Origin of the sequence: Sanguibacter gelidistatuariae, from assembly GCF_900096585.1 — a bacterium.
Classification (GTDB): domain Bacteria; phylum Actinomycetota; class Actinomycetes; order Actinomycetales; family Cellulomonadaceae; genus Sanguibacter; species Sanguibacter gelidistatuariae.
In genome coordinates this window covers 186,197-204,465 of the sequence record NZ_FMYH01000004.1, presented here as the reverse complement: position 1 = coordinate 204,465, position 18,269 = coordinate 186,197, and the positions used below count along the sequence as shown (strand labels likewise).

The following is an 18,269-nucleotide window of genomic DNA, read 5'->3' as shown; positions in this document are numbered from 1 at the left end:
TCGGACTCATCAACACCGTACGTCCGGAATTCCCCGAAAGTCAGGGGTGACTTTCAGAATCACCCCGACCTCGCCTCGCGATTGCCCGTTTTCGGGGCCTACCGTCATCTTGCAAGGACACCGTTGTTACCGCCCGAGGAAGGTACGCCGTGCGGATACTGAGGATTTCTCACAGTGGTGTTGTCGACGCGTGGCGTGAGCGCGAACGCTATGTGCGCTCGCACGGCCACGCGGTGCGTTCGATCTCCGCGAAGGCCTGGGATGAGGGCGGTATGCCCGTCGAGCTCGTTGCCCGCCCGGGAGAGGACGCCGTCGGGATTCGCACGTGGGGTTCGCACCCCATCGCCTTCATCTACGACCCGCTGGCCCTGTGGCGGGAGCTGGGCAGACCTCATGCGCTCCTCGACATCCACGAGGAACCGTATTCCTTGGCCACCGCTGAGATCTTGACCCTGCGCGCATTGCGCGGGCTGCTCGGGAACCGCAGTGTCAAGGCGCCGTACATCATGTACTCGGCGCAGAACATCACCAAGACCCACCCGTTGCTGTTCCGCTGGATCGAACGATCGTCGTTGCGCGAGGTGTCTGCCGTCTCGGTCTGCAACGACGAGGCCGGACGCATCCTGCGCGGGAAGGGGCTGCGCACCCCCGCTCGGACCATCAGCCTGGGCATCGACCCCCTGGTCTTCTCCCCTGCGCGGCGGGGCGAGATGCGTCGTCCGCATGGCGGGGAGATCCGGGTCGGGTACGTGGGCAGGCTCGAGTCTCACAAGGGCGTCCACGTCCTGCTGGCCGCGGTGGCCTCAGACCCGCGCCTGCACCTGTCGATCGTCGGGGGCGGGCCGCGAGAGACGCAGCTGCACGAACGGGCTCAGCAGACCGACCTGGCTGGGCGGGTGGAGTTCCTCGGGCACCTCTCAGGCAGCGACCTGGCAGTCCACTACCAGTCCTTGGACGTGCTGGCGGTCCCCTCCCTGCCCACGAGCAGCTGGCTGGAACAGTTCGGCCGGGTAGCCGTCGAGGCGATGGCCAGCGGCGTTCCGGTCGTGGCGAGCGACACGGGAGCCCTCCCCGACGTCCTGGACGGCGCCGGCACCCTCGTCCCACCTGGCGACGCCGCTGCCCTGCGCGATGCGCTGCTGCGGGTGGGCACATCGCCCGACCTGCGCGCCGGGCACATCGCCGCGGGTCTCGACCGTGCCGCACAGTACTCGTGGGACGCCGTCGGCGAGGCCTACCTACGGCTGTACACCGACGTCGTGACGAACCACCTCATGGACACGCACGCGCGGATGTCGGCGCGGAACTCACCGGCCGCTGCGGCACGCGCCCCTGCCTCGCACGACGTTGGGAAGAACACCACGGACGACAGCCTGCGCAGCGTCGAGGTCGTTGTCGTCGCCTACGGCTCCCCGCACCTGCTCGACCGCACCCTGGCACCCATCGCGCAGTCCTTTCCGATCATCGTCGTCGACAACTCCTCCAACCAGGTGATCCGCAGGCTCTGCGAGCGCTACGGCGCGCGGTACATCGACCCTGGCCGCAATTCCGGTTTTGCCGCGGGTGTGAACGAGGGGCTGCGGGCCATGCTCAACCCTGACGCCGACGTCCTGCTCCTCAACCCCGACGCCGTCGTCCAGCCACAGGACGTCCGCAGGCTTCAGCAGGCACTGCGCTCCGACCCAGACCTCGCCTCGGTCGGGCCTACCCAGGTCGACGAGCACGGCGCGGCCTCCCGGGTCATCTGGCCGTTCCCCTCACCAGCAGGCAGCTGGCTGACGACCATCGGGCTGGGAGCTCTGCATCGCCGGGAAGACTTCGTCATCGGTTCCGTCCTGCTCATCCGCGGGCAGGCGCTCGCCGACGTGGGCGGGCTGGACGAGCGGTTCTTCCTGTACGCCGAGGAGACCGACTGGGCTCGACGGGCCCGGCACGCAGGGTGGCATCACGGCGTGGTCACGACCGCGACCGCCATGCACGTCGGCGGTGGGACTAGCGATGACACCCGTCTGCGCGATACCTACTTCCATGCCTCTCAGGAGGTGTACTTCCGGAAGCACTTCGGGGCCTCTGGCTGGGCGGTGAACCGCGCGGCGGTCATCACTGGAAGCGCAGTGCGCGCAGTCGTCCTCACTGGATCGCGCCGCACCGACGCAGGCCGGCGGCTCATGCTCTACGTGCGTGGTCCCGCCAAGGTGCAGCGCCAGCTCACGGCACGTCAGTGAGCATCGCTGCGCTGCGACGCAACGCCCCCTTCGTGGTGTCAGCCGTGCTGGCCGTCGCCGTGGTCGTCTCGCTGCTCACGATCAGTCCGTCGTTGGCGTTGGCCGGGGCAGCTGCGGTCGTGGTGGTCGCACTGACCCTGACAGAACCTGCGACTCTCCCGATCGTGGCATTCCCGGCGATCATCGTCATCGAGCGTGTTGGGGGCGGCGGCCCAGATGGTCAGGGCGGGCTGAACCTCTCCGTCTCAGACCTCGTGCTGTTCGCGGCCTTCTGGGTGGCTCTGCTGCTGAGGGAGTCGCCGCTGAGCCCGACGCTGCGCAAGCTCTTGCTGTTCTCGGCGTTCTATCAGGCGACGACGCTGTTCACCGTCGTCGCGAACCCGTACACGGCGAATGTCGTCGAGTGGTTCCACGCGTGGCTGCTGGTCGCGGGGGCGCTCGTCGTGGGGTGGAGCATCGGTCGTTCCGGGCGGTCCAGGCTCGCGTTCTCGTTGTTCCTCGCGGCCTGCGCCGTCATCGCCGTGTCAGCGCTGCTTCAGGCCGCGCAGGACCACGCCGCGACGGGGATGCTGAACGCGGTGTACCTGAACTGGCCGATGGCCATGCACAAGAACCTCTTGGGCGCCGTGATGGCCATGGCTGCGCTGATCGTGTACCAACGTCCTGCGTGGCTGGGCTGGTCGATGTCGTGGACTCTGCCGGCCTTCGGACTGTTCTCGTCGGCGCTCATCGCGTCCCAGTCCCGGCAGGCGATCTTGGGCCTGGCAGTCGGGGTGTTCGTCGTGGTGCTGCGCCGTGAGCCCGGGCGCAGGCGCTCGAAGGTGGTTCTCGTGGTGATCACGGCGGCGATCGTCACGGTGTGGTCGAGCACGAGCGACCAGCTGGCTCAGGACAACGACTTCAACTCTGCCAACCAACGCCTGACCTGGTACGCGGACTCGTTCCGGCTGTGGCAGGAGCACCAGCTCTTCGGAGCCGGGCTGCGGTGGTGGACCACGGGCCGTACCGCGTACGGGTTCCAACCGCCCAATGCTGAGCTGGAGGTCCTCACCTCTGCCGGCGCCGTGGGGCTGGTCGGATTCCTGGTGATGTTCGGCGGGATGCTGTGGGTGCTGTGGCGCATGTCTCCGGCGTTCGGAACATTGGCATTTGCCGCAGTGCTGATGCGCTTTGTCCAAGGGCAGCTGGATCTGTTCTGGGTCGCCGCGCAGGTTCCGATGCCTTTCTTGGTCGCTGGGCTCTGCGTGGGAGCCATGGAACGGGCTGCCGCGACAGGTCCGGCTCCTCCCCCGCTCTCTGATGCGCTCACGCTTGAGCGCACAACACCGCCAGGTCAGGTGGTCGTATGAGGCAGTCCTTGCGGGTGCTGCACGTCATCCGTTCTGACGCCTTTGCAGGTGTCGAACGCCACGTGGCTAACCTGGCCGCCGCCCAGCACGACCTCGGCCACAGAGTACGAGTCATCGGTGGTTCTCCGGATCACATGCAGGCGGTCTTCGGCAGCAGGGCCATCCCTGTCCTCGCTGCGCCCACGACGATGTCGATCCTGAGGATCTTGGGTCGGACGTCAGACCCTGACGTCGTGCATGCGCACATGAGCGCTGCCGAGTTCGCAGTCACCCTCGCCCCGCACCTGCGCACTGTCCCACTCGTCGCCACCCGTCACTTTGCCCGACGTCGAGGATCGAGCACGCTCGCACGGCAGCTGGGTATGCAGGTCGCCCGACGGATCGCTGCGCAGATCGCGATCAGCCACTACGTGGCGGATCGGATCGAGGGTCCGTCGACGGTTGTGCACTCAGGTGTGCCGGATCGCCCCGACGCGGGACCATACCTCAACCGCGAGAAGGTCGCGTTGGTCGTGCAGCGCCTCGAGCCGGAGAAGCGCACTGAGGTAGCCCTGGGCGTCTTCGCCGCGAGCGGGCTCGCCGAGGACGGGTGGCTCCTGGAGGTCGCCGGGGACGGGTCCGAGCGTGGAAGGTTGGAGCTCCTTGCCTCCGACCTGGGGATCTGGCAGGCGACACGGTTCCTGGGGTCACGCTCCGACTGCCTGGAACTGATGGACCAGGCCCGCGCGATCATCGCTCCGTGCGACATCGACGGTCTGGGGTTGTCGGTCGTCGAAGCCATGTCGGGCGGGTTGCCGGTCATCGCCGCTGCGGCGGGTGGTCATCGCGAGACCGTCGGTCGAGCCGACGACGCACGGCTCTTCACTCCGGGTGACGCGAGCGCAGGCGGAGACCTCCTCGTCGCTCTCGCCCGTGACCCGGGGCGCGCCGGGCGCTACGGGGACGAGCTGCAAACCGTCCAACGTGAGAAGTTCTCGTTGACTGCACAGGCTCAGGCAACGATTCAGGTCTACCGAGAGGTGCTTCGATGACCAACCTGGTGGTGTTCTCCCTGGAACGCTGGGACAACGTCTGGCGGCGTAACCAGATCCTCCTGGCAGGGTTGCTGCACGCTGACCCCGAGCTGCGAGTGCTGTTCGTCGAGCCCCCCGAGGATCCGCTGCACTCGCTGCACACCAAGCACCTTCCACGGCTGGGTCGCGGCGTCGTCCGTCGTGGACGTCGGGACGGCGTCCCGGACGGTCGCCTGTGGACGTACCAGCCGACGAAGTGGTTGCCGCGTCGTGCCGGACGGGCGCTCGGGGCGACCGTCGACGAGCGGATGGCTCAGTCCGTCATGCGCGCAGCCCGCCGTCTGCGTCTGGTCGACCCGTTGCTCTGGGTGAACGACCCTGCTGGTGCGACGCTCGTGCGGTTGTCGGCCTGGCCGAGCCTGTACGACATCACCGACGACTGGCTCGTCGCCAAGCGCTCGCCCGAGCAGCACGCGAAGCTGCTCTCTGACGAGAACCTGCTGCTCGCTGCCTGCTCGGCGGTCGTGGTGTGTTCCCCCGCGCTCGCGGAGTCCAAGGGCACCCGTCGCCAGGTCGTGCTGATACCCAACGCGGTGGACGTCGAGGCCTTCAGGGAACCTCGACGTCGTCCGGTCGACCTTCCTCGGGAGCCGATAGCCCTCTACGTGGGGACCGTGCATGCTGATCGCATCGATCTACCGCTGTGCGTTCACCTTGCTGAAGAGCTGAACCGCTCAGGGCACGGGACGTTGGTGCTGGTGGGTCCGGCACTGCTGACCTCAGGACAGCGTGCATGTCTGCTCGCTGCTGGGATCGTGCTGCTCGGAGCCCGTCCGCACCTCGATATTCCGGCCTATCTTCAGCACGCTGAAGTGCTTGTGGTACCGCACGTGGTAGATCCGTTTACCGATTCTTTGGACCCCATCAAGCTGTACGAGTACCAGGCGATCGGGCGACCTGTGGTGAGCACTCCGGTAGCCGGTTTCCGAGACCTGAAGAATCCTGTGACGCACATCGCTGAAGGGAGCGGATTCACCGAAGCGGTGATCGGGATACTGCTCAGCCCTCACCTCCCGACGGGGCCTGGGCCATTGATGCCGGGGATTCCGACGTGGGCAGAGCGGGTCGTCGCAATGCAGAAGGTCCTGGGCGGGCTACGGCCTCTGCAGATGTGAAGCGCTCGCCCATGCCTGCATGACGGCTTCTGCCGACCGGTCGATCATGAACCGTCGTTGTACGCTCAGCCATGCGCGGTGCGCACGTTCGATCGCTGCTGCTGGATCGGTGACCACATCGCTGATCGCATCAGCGAGCGCGTCAACGTCACCCGGGTTCACCAGCAGCCCCAACGCGCCGTCATGGGTGCGGGGTTCGAGTATCTCTGGCACACCTCCAGCCCGCATGGCGACGACGGGCACGCCTCTGGCCATCGCCTCTACGACGACCTGGCCGAAGGGTTCCGGGACCGGTGAGGCGTGGACGCAGACGGTGAGGACGTCGAGCTCGGTCGTGGGATCTGCAACGAATCCAACGAGTGTCACGGCCTCGTCAAGACCAAGCTCGTCGATGAGGTCAGTCAAGGATCGTGCATAGTCGTGCTCACCGAAGAGCGCCGAACCGATGATGCGAAACGTCGCCTGAGGGTGCACCTTCAGGACCTGCTGGGCGGCGTAGATGAACTCCCGCTGCCCCTTGGTCGGGCTCAGCCGCCCGACGATGCCCACGACAGGGGTCGACGAGTCTCGTGCGCCTTCGAAAGGTCGGACCTGGGAGGGAAGCAACCCGGGGTAGGCCAAGGTCCATCTGCCCTTGCGCGGTGCGAGGGTCGAGGCTGTCGCCAAGGAGTTCACCACAACATGACGTGGCACGTACCGGGCGAGCAGCCGGAAGCTCCCCGCGACCAGGGCTGGCAGGTAGTCCGCGGCGATCCGGTCGTGGACGTGCCACACGAGCGGAACCCGGGCGAAGAACGCAGGGACGACGCACAGCAGATCTGCCTTGAGCGAGGTCGTGTGCACCACGTCAGGTCGGCGTGCACGCAGCAGCTGCGTCAGGCGTGCGGTGAACGCTGCGACGTCACGAGCACCGCGGAGCAGCTGCGGGATCGACGACCACGACACACGTGAACCGTTGCGGCTGGCTGTGCGGATGTCGTCCTGCAGGGCGAGCACGCTGACGTGATGCCCTTCGTCCTCGAGCAGCTGGCGCAGCGGGCCATCGTCGAAGAGGAGGATGCTCGGCCGGACGCGCAACGGGTCCAGGGCGGAGCACAGGCGCACGAGTGCCAGCTCAGCGCCGCCGAGAACAGCCGTGTGATCGACGAGAAGCACCCGCAGCGGTGCGCTCATACCGAGGATCGGGAGGGGTTGCGCTGCTCCTCGTCGACTCGCCGGCGCCCCTTCTTCGACGAGGAGTCCTGGGGCAGTGCCCCGGCTGGTGCATACGTCGAGACGTACGTCATGCGCCTGTCCGCGGTACGTCCGTGCAGGGCGATACCCAACAGCCTGACCTTGGCGCTGGTCAGGCGGGCGGCGGCGTTCTCGAGGACAGTCCGGCTGGTCTGCCCCACGGTGGCGATGAGCACCACCCCTTCTGCATAGCCCCCCAGGATGATCGCGTCTGCTGCAGCCAGAACTGGAGGCGCGTCGATAATGACAACCTGTGCAGATCCTCGGATCCGTGCGATGAGCTGTCTCGCAGAGGAGCTCGCCAGGTAGTCAGCCGGGTCCAACGCGGTCTCCGGAGCGGGCAGGAACCGCAGGCCGCTGACGGAGGTGGGACGCATCGCTGCTAGTGCCCCGCTCACCTCCAAACTTCCGGGTTTCCACCCGGGAGGGGCAGGGAGCAACTCGTCCAGCTCACCTCGACGCAAGTCCCCCGACATGACGACGGTGTCTCGTCCTGACAGTGCCCACGAGGCCGCCAGGTTCGCCGCGATGAAGCTCCTGGGAGCGTCCGGTTCTGTCGCCGTGACGACGATGACCAGCGGTTGGTCCCCGAGCGCTGCCTGTATCGCGGTTCGCAGCTCGCGGATGGATTCTGTGAACGGTGTCGCGGCGCGTCCGTCGACCGGAAGCGCACCCCCGGCTTTCACCACAGACCGTCGGACGTCGGCCAGCTCGGCGAGGACCGGTACGCCGCTGACGTCCCTGGCGACCTTCGCGTTCGTCACCGACGTGTCCAGGGCTCGCCGCAGGAGCGCGAGCCCCAGTCCGAGGAGGGCACCGGCCAGAACACCCAGGGCGAGGGCCATCTTGCTGTTCATCCCCTGCGGGGTTCCGCTGCTCGCGGCTTGCGCGAGCACCGCGGGTGAACCGAGCGCTCCACCGAGGTTGGACTGTGTCGCGAGGGTCCCGTATGAGCTGAGCACAGCGGCCAGGTCAGCAGCGGCGATAGGGTCCCCCGGGTTCGCCTTGGTCGCTGCGTCCAGGACGGCCGCCTTGTCCTTGGTGCTGGCCATGTTCGCTTCGATGCCCTTGAGCAGGGCGTCCCAGTCTGCCCCCACCTGCGCGACATACCCTTGCGCGAAGGCGTTGGCCAACTTCTCTGCAGCCGCTGGGTCGGTCGCTTGAGCAGTGATGAACACCCGTGACGTCGTCGGGTCGACGGAGGTGCTCACGTCAGTGAGCAGGTTCACTCCTGTTCCCTTGTCACCCAGCAGCGCGGCCGCGCGCGCTGCGACCTCGGTGGAGGCGGCCTGCTCGGAGTCGACCGCCAGGGTGGGCGGGGCGACGGTTCCGGCTTGGGGTGCGTCCGCGCGGAACTGCACGCTGGCGGTGCTTGAGTAAATCACTGTCCGTGTCTGCAGGTAGGCGACGCTTGCCGCCCCACCGATGATGACGGCGACGACGATGAGCCATTTACCGGCCCAGAGCATGCGGACGAATTCTTTGAGTGTCACCTGGTCTCCCTCACTGCCCTGCCTTGCGTTCCCGTGTGCTGAAGACGGATCGGCTCATCTGTGTGTCGACGACCTGTTGCAACTTCGTCGTGAACATCGCTGAGCTGAACTGTCGTGCATGGAACAGCAGTGCTGCCAGGTCCCAGGTGGTGTCTACGGCCTCTGTGATGGCTCGAGCGATCAGTTCGCCCGTCGGAGAGTCGAAGAAGACACCTGTTCGTCCTTCGACGACGGTATCGAGATAGCCGCCATCACGCAGTACGACCGAAGGTTTCCCGAAGGCTGCCGCTTCTAAGGGGGAGAGTCCGTAGTCCTCGTACGACGCCGCGACGAGCACTCGGGCACCGGCGTAGAGCCACCGCAGCTCGGTGTCCGTGACACGGCCGAGGAGTGCGACGTTGGTCTGCCCGTCTCTGGCGGCTTCCGTGACGAGGCCTTCCAGACGCCCGCGATCTGGCCCGTCGCCGACGACAACGAACCCTGTGTCCGGGTGCGATCGTGCCGCCTCGATGACCAGGTCGACATTCTTGTAGGGCAGCAGCCGTGCGACGCACAGGATGAAACCGCCCCGCGCCCCGCGCAGGTCGCCCAGCACGTCCATCCCCTCGGGGCGACGTTGTTCTCCTTGCGGAGAGAGCGCTGGCGGAGGAGGGACCACCTCGGCGTCGATGTCGTAGACCGCGCGAACTGCTTCTCGAGTCACGGTGGAGTTGGCCAGGTACACGTCGGCACTGTGCGCTGCTCTGCGATCCCACGTCTGCAGCGGTCCGGTGAGCGCGCCGAGCAGTCCGGTGGCCGCGAGACGGTTGGCCCGTTGGGAGAGCGATTCTCCTGCCTTGCCGACGCCTAGGTACCGGTCGCGCTGGTACAGCCACCGGGCGGGGGCGTGGCAGTACACGATCTTGCGGCCGTCAGTAGGGAATCCGTGCGCCCAACCTGTCGAGCTCGCGAGGAGCACGTCTGCGTCGATGGGCGACCGAGACACCGTTCGAGCGAGAAAGGGCAGCGCCACCCGATGATCCCGGCGCAGCGCACCGTAGCGGTTGAGCCGGGTGACCCGCAGGTCGAGATCGGCCATCTCGGGGAAGGTCCGGTCACGGTCGTAGAGCGTCGTGTACATGGGGGCGCCCGGGAACGCCTCGGCCATGATCAGTGCAACCCGCTCGGCCCCACCACGCTGGGTCGCATAGTCATGGGCGAGCGCGACCGGGGTCCACCCCGCTGCGTGGGGTCGATCGCGGTTCTGCGCCGTGCCGTCAACAGTCATATCCTGCCCTACCGTGGCTGGCTCTGATCGTAAATCAGAACCAGCCCCGGCAACCGTGCCACCGGGGAACTTCACCCCCGACGACAATCCACGGGGGGCGCCTCGGCTCAGCCGGTCGGCCGAGTTACCTGCTCACGGAGCGGGAGGACGTGGGTTCAGTCCTTCGTGTGGAACTTCAGCTGGGCCTTGACGAGTCCCTCGGTGAGGACCATCTCGGCCGCGTCGGCCGCGTCGTCGAGCAGGAAGGGGAGCTCTTTGCGCTCGGTCGGGGTGAAGTCCTTGAGGACGAAGTCCGCGGTGTCCATCCGGCCGGGCGGGCGGCCCACCCCGGTGCGCACGCGGACGTAGTCCTTCGTGCCGAGGGCCTTGGTGATGTCCCGCAGGCCGTTGTGCCCGCCCTCGCCGCCGCCGACCTTGCACCGGACGTCACCGAAGGGGATGTCCAGCTCGTCGTGGACGACGAGCACGTGGGCGGGGTCGACCTGGAAGTACTGCGCGAGGGAGGCGACCGGGCCGCCCGAGGTGTTCATGTACGTCGACGGCTTCGCGAGGATGACGCGCGGGCCAGGGGCCCCGCCCGGGAGCACACCGAGGCGGGCCTGCGCGACGACGGCGCGGGAGCGGTGCGCGGAGAAGGTCACCCGGGCGCGCTCGGCGAGCAGGTCAAGCACCATCTGCCCGACGTTGTGCCGGTTGCCCGCGTACTGCGGTCCTGGGTTGCCCAGGCCGACCACGAGCCAGAGGTCGTCAGACATGAATGCACTTCCTGTTCCGGGCGCACAAGGTGCGCCAGATGAGTGTCGCGGCGTTTTGCCCAGCTGGCGCCGCCCGACGACGAGGCGCCCGGCACCGAGGGGTGCCGGGCGCCTTGTCAACGCATCAGGTGAAGCGCTGTGCGGGAAAGATCAGGCCTTGGTGGCGGCCGAGGCGGCAGCCTGGTTGGCGGAGACCTCAGCGGCAGCGGCGTCGTCCGCGGTGCTGTCGGCAGGTGCCGTCACCAGCACGACGTCGACGTCGGGGTCGGTCAGGAGCGTCGAGCCCTCGGGGAGGATGAGGTCGCGGGCGTAGACAACCGCACCGGAGACCAGGCCCTCGATGGACGCCTCGATCGAGGTCGGGATGTTGGTCGCGAGGGCCTCGATGAGGACCGTCTGCGACTCGATGATCGTGATGGTGCCGGGCTCCGCAGCGCCGGTGACGCGAATGGAGACCTCGACCTCGACCTTCTCGCCCTGACGGACGATGAGGAGGTCGACGTGCTCGATGACCTGCTTGACCGGGTCGCGCTGGATGTCCTTGGCCAGGGCCAGCTGGATGTCGCCGTCGAGGTCGATCTCCAGGAGCGCGTTCTGCTGCTTGAGGGCGAGCATCGTCTGGTGGCCCGGGAGCGCGACGTGGACCGGAGCGGTCCCGTGCCCGTAGAGGACGGCGGGGATCTGGTGGTTACGGCGCGTGCGGCGTGCGGCACCCTTGCCGAACTCGGTGCGGGCCTCGGCGACGAGCTTGTTCTTGTCAGACACGTGGAACTCCAGGGAAGAAAAGGTGGGCCGACGACCAGTGGGGAGCAATCGGCTGTCACCTGGAGGGACACAGAGAGTGAAGCTGCCTCATCCAGGAAACGGGCGGTACGCATCGGCGCGGGACACATGACGGACGCGCGAACAGCGACCGCCCAGTCGATTACGGAGGTCTGAACCGTCCATGACCGTCCGGATCTCATCCGGCCCGTCAGACGTCCCTCGCCGAGGCAACCCGGCCAATATACCTGTCAGGGCGCCTCGCCGTCGAATGCCCACCGGACGGTCACCGTCGCGGAGATCTCCTGGGTGCCGGCGTCCACCCCGAGGGACGCACCGACCGCGTCCGCGCGCATGGCCATCATCCGCGGCCCGCCCCCTCCCCCGCCGCTGCCCTCAGCGACGTCGACCACCCGGCCGAGGCTACGTCCGGCCAGGCCAGCGAGCTGGGTGGCCTTGGCTCGGGCGTCGCCGAAGGCCCGATCTAGGGCCTTCGTCAGGCTCGCGGACGGATCACCCACCCGCAGGTGCATGGACTCCAGCTGGGCCACCGCCCCGGCCGCGGCCAGGGCCTGGCGCACCGCCTCGCCCGCCTCCGCGACGTCGCGCACAACCACGCGGAGGGTGAGCCGGGCGGTCGTGCGCGGCTCGGCGTTGTCAGGGCGCTCGGTCCACGTGGAGGACTGGGCACTGCCCAGGTCGCCCGGTGCGACCCCGGAGGCGAGCAGGCTCGTGCGGGCGGCGTCGAGACCGACCGTTGCGGCGTCGATCGCCTGCTGCACGTCGGGGGCAGTGGCCTGCGCACCGAGCTCGATCTGGACCACGTCGGGGACTGCCTCGACCGTCCCGCTACCGGTCACCGTGATGCCCTCGCGCGCGCGGCTGCGCTTGTCGCGCCTCTCATGTTTTCCCTGATGTCCCATGGCGACATCCTTACCCGTCCCGGCGGTCGCCGCACGCCGCGGCCCGCCCGGCGCGAGCACCCGGCGCCGCGAGCACCCGGCCCGCTCGCCGGGACGGCGGCTCCCCCGAGAACGACGTCGGGCCCCGGCCCGCGCCGGCGACCGGAGGGTCGGACGCAGGCCGAGGCCCGGAACGCTCAGTCAACTCAGGCGTTGCCCTCGAAGAGCGAGGTCACCGACCCGTCGTCGAAGACCTCGCGGATCGCCCGGGCGAGCAGGGGGGCGATCGAGAGGACGGTGAGCTTGTCGAACTGCTTGTCGGCCGAGATCGGCAGGGTGTCGGTGACAACCACCTCGCGCGCTCCGCACTCGGTCAGGCGCTTGGCCGCCGGGTCGGAGAGCACGCCGTGGGTCGCCGCGACGATGACGTCCTTGGCGCCCGCCTCGAGCAGCACGCGCACGGCCGCGGCGATCGTGCCGCCCGTGTCGATGAGGTCGTCGACGAGCACGCAGCTGCGTCCTTCGACATCGCCGACCACGCGGTTGGCCACCGACTGGTTGGGCACGTTGATGTCGCGCGTCTTGTGCACGAAGGCGAGCGGCGCGCCGCCGAGCCGGGCGGCCCACTGCTCGGCCACCCGGATACGACCGGCGTCGGGTGAGACCACGGCGACGTTCGTGAGGTCGACCCTGGTCCGGACGTAGTCGGTCAGCAGCGGCATAGCCCACAGGTGGTCCACCGGGCCGTTGAAGAAGCCCTGCAGCTGGGAGGAGTGCAGGTCGACACTCATGATGCGGTCCGCACCGGCCGTCTTGAACAGGTCCGCCATGAGGCGGGCCGAGATCGGCTCGCGGCCACGGTGCTTCTTGTCCTGACGGGCGTAGCCGTAGAAGGGCTGCACCACGGTGATGGTCTTGGCGGACGCGCGCTTGAGCGCGTCGCACATGATGAGCTGCTCCATGATCCACTGGTTGATCGGGGCCGTGTGCGACTGCAGGACGAAGACGTCCGCACCGCGCACGCTCTCACCGAAGCGAACATAGATCTCGCCGTTGGCGAAGTCGTAGGCCGAGGTCGGGACGATCTCGGTGCCAAGCTCGCGGGCAACGTCCTTGGCGAGCTCCGGGTGCGCACGCCCGGAGACAAAAACCATGCGCTTCTCGCCGTCGGAGGAGATGATGCCAGTCATCAGTCGCGGTGTCCTTCAGTGGTGCCGCCGGTCCCAGGGCGCGGCGCGCCGTGGTCCTCGGTAGCGGTTGGGGGGCTGGGAACAGGAAGAGTTGCCTGGTGGTCGGCCTGGGCGCGTTCGGCCTGTGCCTGCGCGCCGAGGCCGGCGGGGGCGTCGGCGGACTCCAGGCGCGTGCGCTCGGCCGCGCGGGCCGCATCGGTTCCGGGCCGACGACGCTCGACCCAGCCCTCGATGTTGCGCTGGGCTCCCGCGGAGACCGCGAGGGCGCCCGAGGGCACGTCGTTGCGGATGACCGAGCCGGCCCCGGTGTAGACGCCGTCGCCGACGTGCACGGGAGCGACGAAGAGGTTGTCCGCGCCGGTGCGCGAGAAGGACCCGATGGTCGAATGGTGCTTGTTCACACCGTCGTAGTTGACGAAGATCGTGGCGGCACCGATGTTCGTGTGCTCCCCGATGGTCGCGTCGCCGACGTAGGACAGGTGCGGGATCTTCGAGCCGTCACCGATCGTGGCGTTCTTCGTCTCGACAAACCCGCCGATCTTGCCCGCCGTGCCCAGCACGGTGCCGGGGCGCAGGTAGCTGAACGGGCCGACCTTCGCGTCGTCGCCGATCACCGACAGCTCGGCCTGCGTGCGGATGACGGTCGCGTGCACGCCCACCTCGACGTCGGTCAGGGTCGTGTCCGGGCCGATCGTGGCGCCCTCGCGGATGACGGTCGCCCCGTGCAGCTGGGTTCCGGGGAGCAGTGTCACGTCCTGCTCGAGCTCGACATCGACGTCGATCCAGGTCGTCGCCGGGTCGACGACCGTGACGCCGTCGAGCATCCAGCGGTGCAGGATCCGGCGGTTGAGCTCGGCGCGCAGCACCGCGAGCTGGGCGCGGTTGTTGACGCCCTCGACGACGAAGTGGTCGGGGGTGCGCACGGCGCGGACGAGGCCGCCCTCGGCGCGGGCGATCGCCAGCACGTCGGTCAGGTAGACCTCGCCCTGGGAGTTGTCCTGGTCGACGCGGCCGAGACCGCGGCGCAGCACGGCGGCATCGAAGACGTAGATGGAGGAGTTGATCTCGCGGATCTGGCGTTGCGCCTGCGTCGCGTCGCTGTGCTCGACGATTCCCAGCACGTCCCCCGTGGCGTCGTCGCGCACGATCCGGCCGTAGCCGGTCGCGTCGGCGACCTCGCTGGTCAGCACGGTCACGGCGTGGGAACCGGCGGTGTGAGCGGCGAGCAGCTCGTTCAGGGTGGCGGTGTCCAGCAATGGGATGTCGCCGGCCATGACGACGACGGCCCCGGCGAGCCCGTCACCGCCGCCGCGGCCTTCGCTGCCCTCTGGGACGCCGGCGACGGCCGCCTGGGCCTGCGCTGCGGCGTCGAGCACGCTCAGGGCGCACTGGACCGCGCGGCCCGTCCCGGGGATCTCGTCCTGGTCGACGATGAGCAGCGTCGAGTCGATCGAGGTCGCGTGCGCGGCGACCGCGTCACGCTCGTACCGGACGACGACGGCGACCCGTTGCGGGTCGAGGCCCTTGGCTGCGGTGATCGCGTGGCCGAGCATGCTCCGACCGGCCAGGGTGTGCAGCGGCTTCGCCAGGGTAGAGCGCATCCGGGTTCCCCCGCCTGCGGCGAGGATGATTACGGCCGCGGGTTGAGCGGTGGTCACGTAGGACTCCCTGGAGCTCGAGATCGTCTGCCATGTGTGACGCCACATATCGTGACGCGCGCTCCGCCCCCAGGACTCGAACCTGGACCAAGGGCACCAAAAACCCTTGTGCTGCCGATTACACCAAGGCGGAATGAAAACCGACGGGCCGGTGCGCAGCGCGTGACGCTGAGGGACTGCGGGTTTCGATGCCCATTCTGCCAGGATTTTCGGCTGCGCCAAACGCTGACCGAACCGTGGGTCCGGCATGATGGACCCGTGGCCTCCGACAGCAAACGCACCCCCCGCTCCCGAATGACGGCGAAAGAACGCCGTGAGCAGCTCATCGTCGTCAGCCGCGCCCTTTTTGCCCAGAAGGGCTTCGAGGGCACGAGCGTCGAGGAGATCGCCGCCCGCGCGGAGGTGTCCAAGCCGGTTGTGTACGAGCACTTCGGCGGCAAGGAGGGCATCTACGCGGTTGTCGTCGACCGGGAGATCTCGGCCCTCACCCTGGCGCTCACGGGCGCGCTGACGGCTGGCGGCCACCCGAAGGTGCTGCTCGAACGCACCGCGCTCGCACTGCTGACCTACATCGAGACCAACGAGGACGGCTTCCGGATCCTCGTCCGCGACTCACCCGTCGCCCAGGCGACCGGCACGTTCTCGAGCCTGATCGGCGATGTCGCCACGCAGGTCGAGCACCTGCTCGCGGACCAGTTCAAGCGGCGCGACCTCGACCCGGGGATCGCGCCCATCTACGCCCAGATGCTCGTGGGCATGGTCGCCCTCACCGGGCAGTACTGGCTCGACGCCCGCCACCCGCAGAAGGCCGAGGTGGCCGCGCACCTGGTCAACCTGGCCTGGAACGGGCTGTCCGGGCTCGAGCGGCGGCCGTCGCTGCCGACCGCCGCGGGTACCTGAGGGCCAGGTGCGCACCTCGGGCCGGTCGCGGCGTGTCCGTATGCTTGCCCCGTTTGCCAGCGAGCGCACCGATGCGATTAGGTGAAGCATTCCCGCAAAAGCCCGATGACGTGTGAGGACCAGATGCCAGCGCTCGAGATCGACCGTCTCACCAAGACCTACGGGAGTCTGCGAGCCCTGGATTCCCTGTCCTTCTCGGTCGAGGCGGGTGAGATCTTCGGCTTCGTCGGATCCAACGGCGCCGGGAAGTCCACGACCATGCGCATCGCGCTAGGTGTCCTGTCTGCCGACTCCGGTGAGGTCCGCTGGGACGGGTCACCGCTGGGCTTCGACGGTCGGCGGCGTGTGGGGTACATGCCTGAGGAACGTGGCCTCTATCCGAAGATGAAGGTCGGCGAGCAGCTCGTCTACCTCGCCCGGCTGCACGGCCTGGACGCCAATGCCGCACGGGTGTCGATGGAGCACTGGACCGAGAAGCTCGGCGTCGACGCCCGCCGCGGTGACGAGGTCCAGAAGCTCTCCCTCGGCAACCAGCAGCGCGTCCAGCTCGCCGCCGCCCTCGTCCACGACCCGCAGATCCTCGTGCTCGACGAGCCCTTCTCCGGGCTCGACCCGGTCGCCGTCGACGTCATGAGCACGGTCCTGCGCGAGCGCGCCGACGCGGGAGCACCGGTCCTCTTCTCCTCCCATCAGCTCGAGCTCGTCGAGCGGCTGTGCGACCGGGTGGGGATCATCCGTGCCGGGTCGATGGTCGCCGTCGGGTCGGTCGACGAGCTGCGCTCGACGACCGCGCCACGCTGGCTCCTGGACGCCCCAGCCCTGCCTGACATCTCGGCCCTGCCCGGCGTCCATGTGATCTCCCGGGAAGGCAGCCGGACCGTGCTCGAGGTACCCGACACCCCCGGAGCCGAGCAGCCCGTGCTTCGCGCGGCCCTGGCCGCCGGTCCCGTCCACGAGTTCTCCCCGCAGCGCGCGTCCCTGACCGAGCTGTTCCGGCACGCGGTCAGCCGGGACGACACCGCCCAGCCCGTCGCGGGCGGGACCACCCCCGCCCGCGACGCCCGCACGAGCGAAGGAACACCCGCATGAGCGCCGACGCCAGTTCCGTCTCCGGCTGGAGCGGCGTCCGACTGGTCGCCGGTCGCGAGATCCGGCAGCGCATCTTTGCGAAGTCCTTCATCTGGAGCACGGTCGTCCTCGTCGTGCTGATCCTCGCCGGGGTCGTCGCCGCCAAGTTCATCAGCCAGTCCGAGAAGATCCTGCAGGTCGGCGTGACCTCCCAGACCCAGCCTCTGGGAGACACGCTCGTCTCGACCGCGGCGACCCTCGGCGCGACGGTCGAGCTGAGCACTGTGACCGAGGACGCCGGACGCGCGGAGGTAGCCGACAAGACCCTCGACGCCCTCGTCGTGGGCACCCCCGAGAGCTTCCAGGTGATCGCCAGGTCCGAGCTTGACACAACCCTCGCCTCGGCGTTCTCGGTCCTGGCCCAGCAGGCTGCCCTCGCCGACCAGATCAGCGAGCTCGGCGGGGACCCGAGCACGGTCGGTGCGGCGGTCGCCAAGGCCCATGTCGACGTCGTCTCCCTCGATCCCCCTCGCGAGGTCGATGGTTCCCAGATCCTCTCCGGGTACATCGTCGGGATCCTGCTGTTCATCAGCCTGCAGATCTGCGGACAGATGGTCGCCCAGGGGGTCGTCGAGGAGAAGACGAGCCGGGTGGTCGAGCTCCTGCTCGCGACCGTCCGGCCGTGGCAGCTCATGGCCGGCAAGGTCCTGGGTATCGGTGCGATCGGACTGATCCAGGTGCTCGTTCTGGTCGGCGCGGGGGCGGGCAGCGCGACCGTCCTCGGGCTGACCAAGACGATGGACGTCAACCTCGGTGCCACGGCGCTGTGGGTGATCGTCTGGTTCCTCGTCGGCTTCACGATGTTCGCGCTGCTCTTCGCCGCGGCCGGGGCCCTGGTCTCCCGCCAGGAGGAGGTTGGCTCCGTGACCATGCCGATCCTCATGCTCATGATGGCGCCGTACATCGTAGGCGTCTCGATCGCCCCATGGGCCCCGGACAGCCCGCTCGTGCAGTGGCTGTCCTGGCTGCCGTTCACGTCGCCGCTCATCATGCCGATCCGGGTCGCCCTGGGGACTGTCCCGGGCTGGCAGGTCGCCGCGGTCCTGGCGATCAACATCGCGGTGATCCCGGCGCTCGTATGGTTCGCGGGCCGGATCTACTCCAACGCCGTGCTGCGCACCGGGGTGCGGGTCAAGCTCAAGGACGCACTGCGTGCTGGGTAGGGCGCACTGCGTGCTGGGTCGTCTGCAACGGTCTGCGTCCGTCAAGACTCTTGACG

General features: G+C 68.4%; 15 protein-coding genes and 1 tRNA gene. 7 read left to right on the top strand and 9 right to left on the bottom strand.

Features of this window, described 5'->3' with window-relative positions; translation table 11 throughout:
• The first annotated feature begins 272 nt into the window (after nucleotides 1-272).
• The 4 genes from BLQ50_RS10885 to BLQ50_RS10870 are packed head-to-tail and all read left to right on the top strand — an operon-like array spanning nucleotide 273 to nucleotide 5,762.
• A complete protein-coding gene (locus BLQ50_RS10885) occupies nucleotides 273-2,225 on the top strand; it encodes a glycosyltransferase (protein WP_245701113.1) in 1,953 nt (650 codons plus the stop codon).
• Complete coding sequence (locus tag BLQ50_RS10880; protein WP_093183629.1) at nucleotides 2,222-3,574, top strand: O-antigen ligase family protein; 1,353 nt, start codon at nucleotides 2,222-2,224, stop codon at nucleotides 3,572-3,574. Before BLQ50_RS10885 ends, BLQ50_RS10880 begins: the two co-directional genes overlap by 4 nt.
• The gene (locus BLQ50_RS10875; protein ID WP_093183628.1) at nucleotides 3,571-4,605 is read left to right on the top strand and encodes a glycosyltransferase family 4 protein; all 1,035 of its coding nucleotides are present in this window, start codon (nucleotides 3,571-3,573) and stop codon (nucleotides 4,603-4,605) included. The genes BLQ50_RS10880 and BLQ50_RS10875 overlap by 4 nt, the downstream gene beginning before the upstream one ends.
• The gene (locus BLQ50_RS10870) at nucleotides 4,602-5,762 is read left to right on the top strand and encodes a glycosyltransferase (RefSeq protein WP_093183626.1); all 1,161 of its coding nucleotides are present in this window, start codon (nucleotides 4,602-4,604) and stop codon (nucleotides 5,760-5,762) included. Before BLQ50_RS10875 ends, BLQ50_RS10870 begins: the two co-directional genes overlap by 4 nt.
• Here BLQ50_RS10870 and BLQ50_RS10865 read toward each other — a convergent pair.
• The 9 genes from BLQ50_RS10865 to BLQ50_RS10825 form a co-directional block, all read right to left on the bottom strand.
• Nucleotides 5,742-6,935, bottom strand: coding sequence for a glycosyltransferase (locus tag BLQ50_RS10865; protein WP_093183625.1), 1,194 nt, complete (start codon nucleotides 6,933-6,935; stop codon nucleotides 5,742-5,744). The genes BLQ50_RS10870 and BLQ50_RS10865 overlap by 21 nt on opposite strands.
• Nucleotides 6,932-8,488, bottom strand: coding sequence for a polysaccharide biosynthesis tyrosine autokinase (locus BLQ50_RS10860; protein ID WP_139185801.1), 1,557 nt, complete (start codon nucleotides 8,486-8,488; stop codon nucleotides 6,932-6,934). Before BLQ50_RS10860 ends, BLQ50_RS10865 begins: the two co-directional genes overlap by 4 nt.
• Before the next feature lie 10 nt (nucleotides 8,489-8,498).
• Nucleotides 8,499-9,755 carry a glycosyltransferase gene (locus BLQ50_RS10855; RefSeq protein WP_093183621.1) on the bottom strand — a complete coding sequence of 419 codons (1,257 nt, stop codon included), beginning with the start codon at nucleotides 9,753-9,755 and terminating at the stop codon, nucleotides 8,499-8,501.
• Nucleotides 9,756-9,910: 155 nt separating this feature from the next.
• The gene (gene pth / locus BLQ50_RS10850) at nucleotides 9,911-10,510 is read right to left on the bottom strand and encodes an aminoacyl-tRNA hydrolase (protein WP_093183619.1); all 600 of its coding nucleotides are present in this window, start codon (nucleotides 10,508-10,510) and stop codon (nucleotides 9,911-9,913) included.
• Nucleotides 10,511-10,660: 150 nt separating this feature from the next.
• Nucleotides 10,661-11,275 (bottom strand): 50S ribosomal protein L25/general stress protein Ctc, encoded by a 615-nt coding sequence (locus BLQ50_RS10845; RefSeq protein WP_093183617.1) that lies wholly within the window; start codon nucleotides 11,273-11,275, stop codon nucleotides 10,661-10,663.
• 248 nt (nucleotides 11,276-11,523) lie between these two features.
• Nucleotides 11,524-12,195 carry an SIMPL domain-containing protein gene (locus BLQ50_RS10840; protein WP_093183616.1) on the bottom strand — a complete coding sequence of 224 codons (672 nt, stop codon included), beginning with the start codon at nucleotides 12,193-12,195 and terminating at the stop codon, nucleotides 11,524-11,526.
• A 185-nt stretch (nucleotides 12,196-12,380) separates the two neighbouring features.
• Nucleotides 12,381-13,364, bottom strand: coding sequence for a ribose-phosphate diphosphokinase (locus tag BLQ50_RS10835; RefSeq protein ID WP_093183614.1), 984 nt, complete (start codon nucleotides 13,362-13,364; stop codon nucleotides 12,381-12,383).
• The gene (glmU, locus tag BLQ50_RS10830; RefSeq protein WP_093183813.1) at nucleotides 13,364-15,022 is read right to left on the bottom strand and encodes a bifunctional UDP-N-acetylglucosamine diphosphorylase/glucosamine-1-phosphate N-acetyltransferase GlmU; all 1,659 of its coding nucleotides are present in this window, start codon (nucleotides 15,020-15,022) and stop codon (nucleotides 13,364-13,366) included. The genes BLQ50_RS10835 and glmU overlap by 1 nt, the downstream gene beginning before the upstream one ends.
• A 61-nt stretch (nucleotides 15,023-15,083) precedes the next feature.
• Nucleotides 15,084-15,155, bottom strand: a tRNA-Gln gene (locus tag BLQ50_RS10825).
• 161 nt (nucleotides 15,156-15,316) lie between these two features.
• Here BLQ50_RS10825 and BLQ50_RS10820 point away from each other — a divergent pair.
• From BLQ50_RS10820 to BLQ50_RS10810, 3 genes are all read left to right on the top strand, one after another.
• Complete coding sequence (locus BLQ50_RS10820) at nucleotides 15,317-15,922, top strand: TetR/AcrR family transcriptional regulator (protein WP_093183811.1); 606 nt, start codon at nucleotides 15,317-15,319, stop codon at nucleotides 15,920-15,922.
• A 123-nt stretch (nucleotides 15,923-16,045) separates the two neighbouring features.
• On the top strand, nucleotides 16,046-17,011 hold the full coding sequence (locus BLQ50_RS10815) for an ABC transporter ATP-binding protein (protein WP_093183612.1): 966 nt from the start codon (nucleotides 16,046-16,048) through the stop codon (nucleotides 17,009-17,011).
• Entirely contained in the window at nucleotides 17,008-18,213 is a 1,206-nt protein-coding gene (locus BLQ50_RS10810; protein WP_093183610.1) for an ABC transporter permease, read from the top strand. Before BLQ50_RS10815 ends, BLQ50_RS10810 begins: the two co-directional genes overlap by 4 nt.
• The last annotated feature ends 56 nt before the right edge of the window (nucleotides 18,214-18,269 follow it).

What these genes read in the sequence shown, in the direction of transcription:
- BLQ50_RS10875 (WP_093183628.1), top strand. Translation starts at nt 3,571, where the DNA reads ATGAGGCAGTCCTTGCGGGTGCTGCACGTCATCCGTTCTGACGCCTTT.
- pth (WP_093183619.1), bottom strand. Translation starts at nt 10,510, where the DNA reads ATGTCTGACGACCTCTGGCTCGTGGTCGGCCTGGGCAACCCAGGACCG.
- BLQ50_RS10815 (WP_093183612.1), top strand. Translation starts at nt 16,046, where the DNA reads ATGCCAGCGCTCGAGATCGACCGTCTCACCAAGACCTACGGGAGTCTG.
- BLQ50_RS10820 (WP_093183811.1), top strand. Translation starts at nt 15,317, where the DNA reads ATGACGGCGAAAGAACGCCGTGAGCAGCTCATCGTCGTCAGCCGCGCC.
- BLQ50_RS10835 (WP_093183614.1), bottom strand. Translation starts at nt 13,364, where the DNA reads ATGACTGGCATCATCTCCTCCGACGGCGAGAAGCGCATGGTTTTTGTC.
- BLQ50_RS10840 (WP_093183616.1), bottom strand. Translation starts at nt 12,195, where the DNA reads ATGGGACATCAGGGAAAACATGAGAGGCGCGACAAGCGCAGCCGCGCG.
- BLQ50_RS10865 (WP_093183625.1), bottom strand. Translation starts at nt 6,935, where the DNA reads ATGAGCGCACCGCTGCGGGTGCTTCTCGTCGATCACACGGCTGTTCTC.
- BLQ50_RS10855 (WP_093183621.1), bottom strand. Translation starts at nt 9,755, where the DNA reads ATGACTGTTGACGGCACGGCGCAGAACCGCGATCGACCCCACGCAGCG.
- BLQ50_RS10810 (WP_093183610.1), top strand. Translation starts at nt 17,008, where the DNA reads ATGAGCGCCGACGCCAGTTCCGTCTCCGGCTGGAGCGGCGTCCGACTG.
- BLQ50_RS10870 (WP_093183626.1), top strand. Translation starts at nt 4,602, where the DNA reads ATGACCAACCTGGTGGTGTTCTCCCTGGAACGCTGGGACAACGTCTGG.
- BLQ50_RS10885 (WP_245701113.1), top strand. Translation starts at nt 273, where the DNA reads ATGCCCGTCGAGCTCGTTGCCCGCCCGGGAGAGGACGCCGTCGGGATT.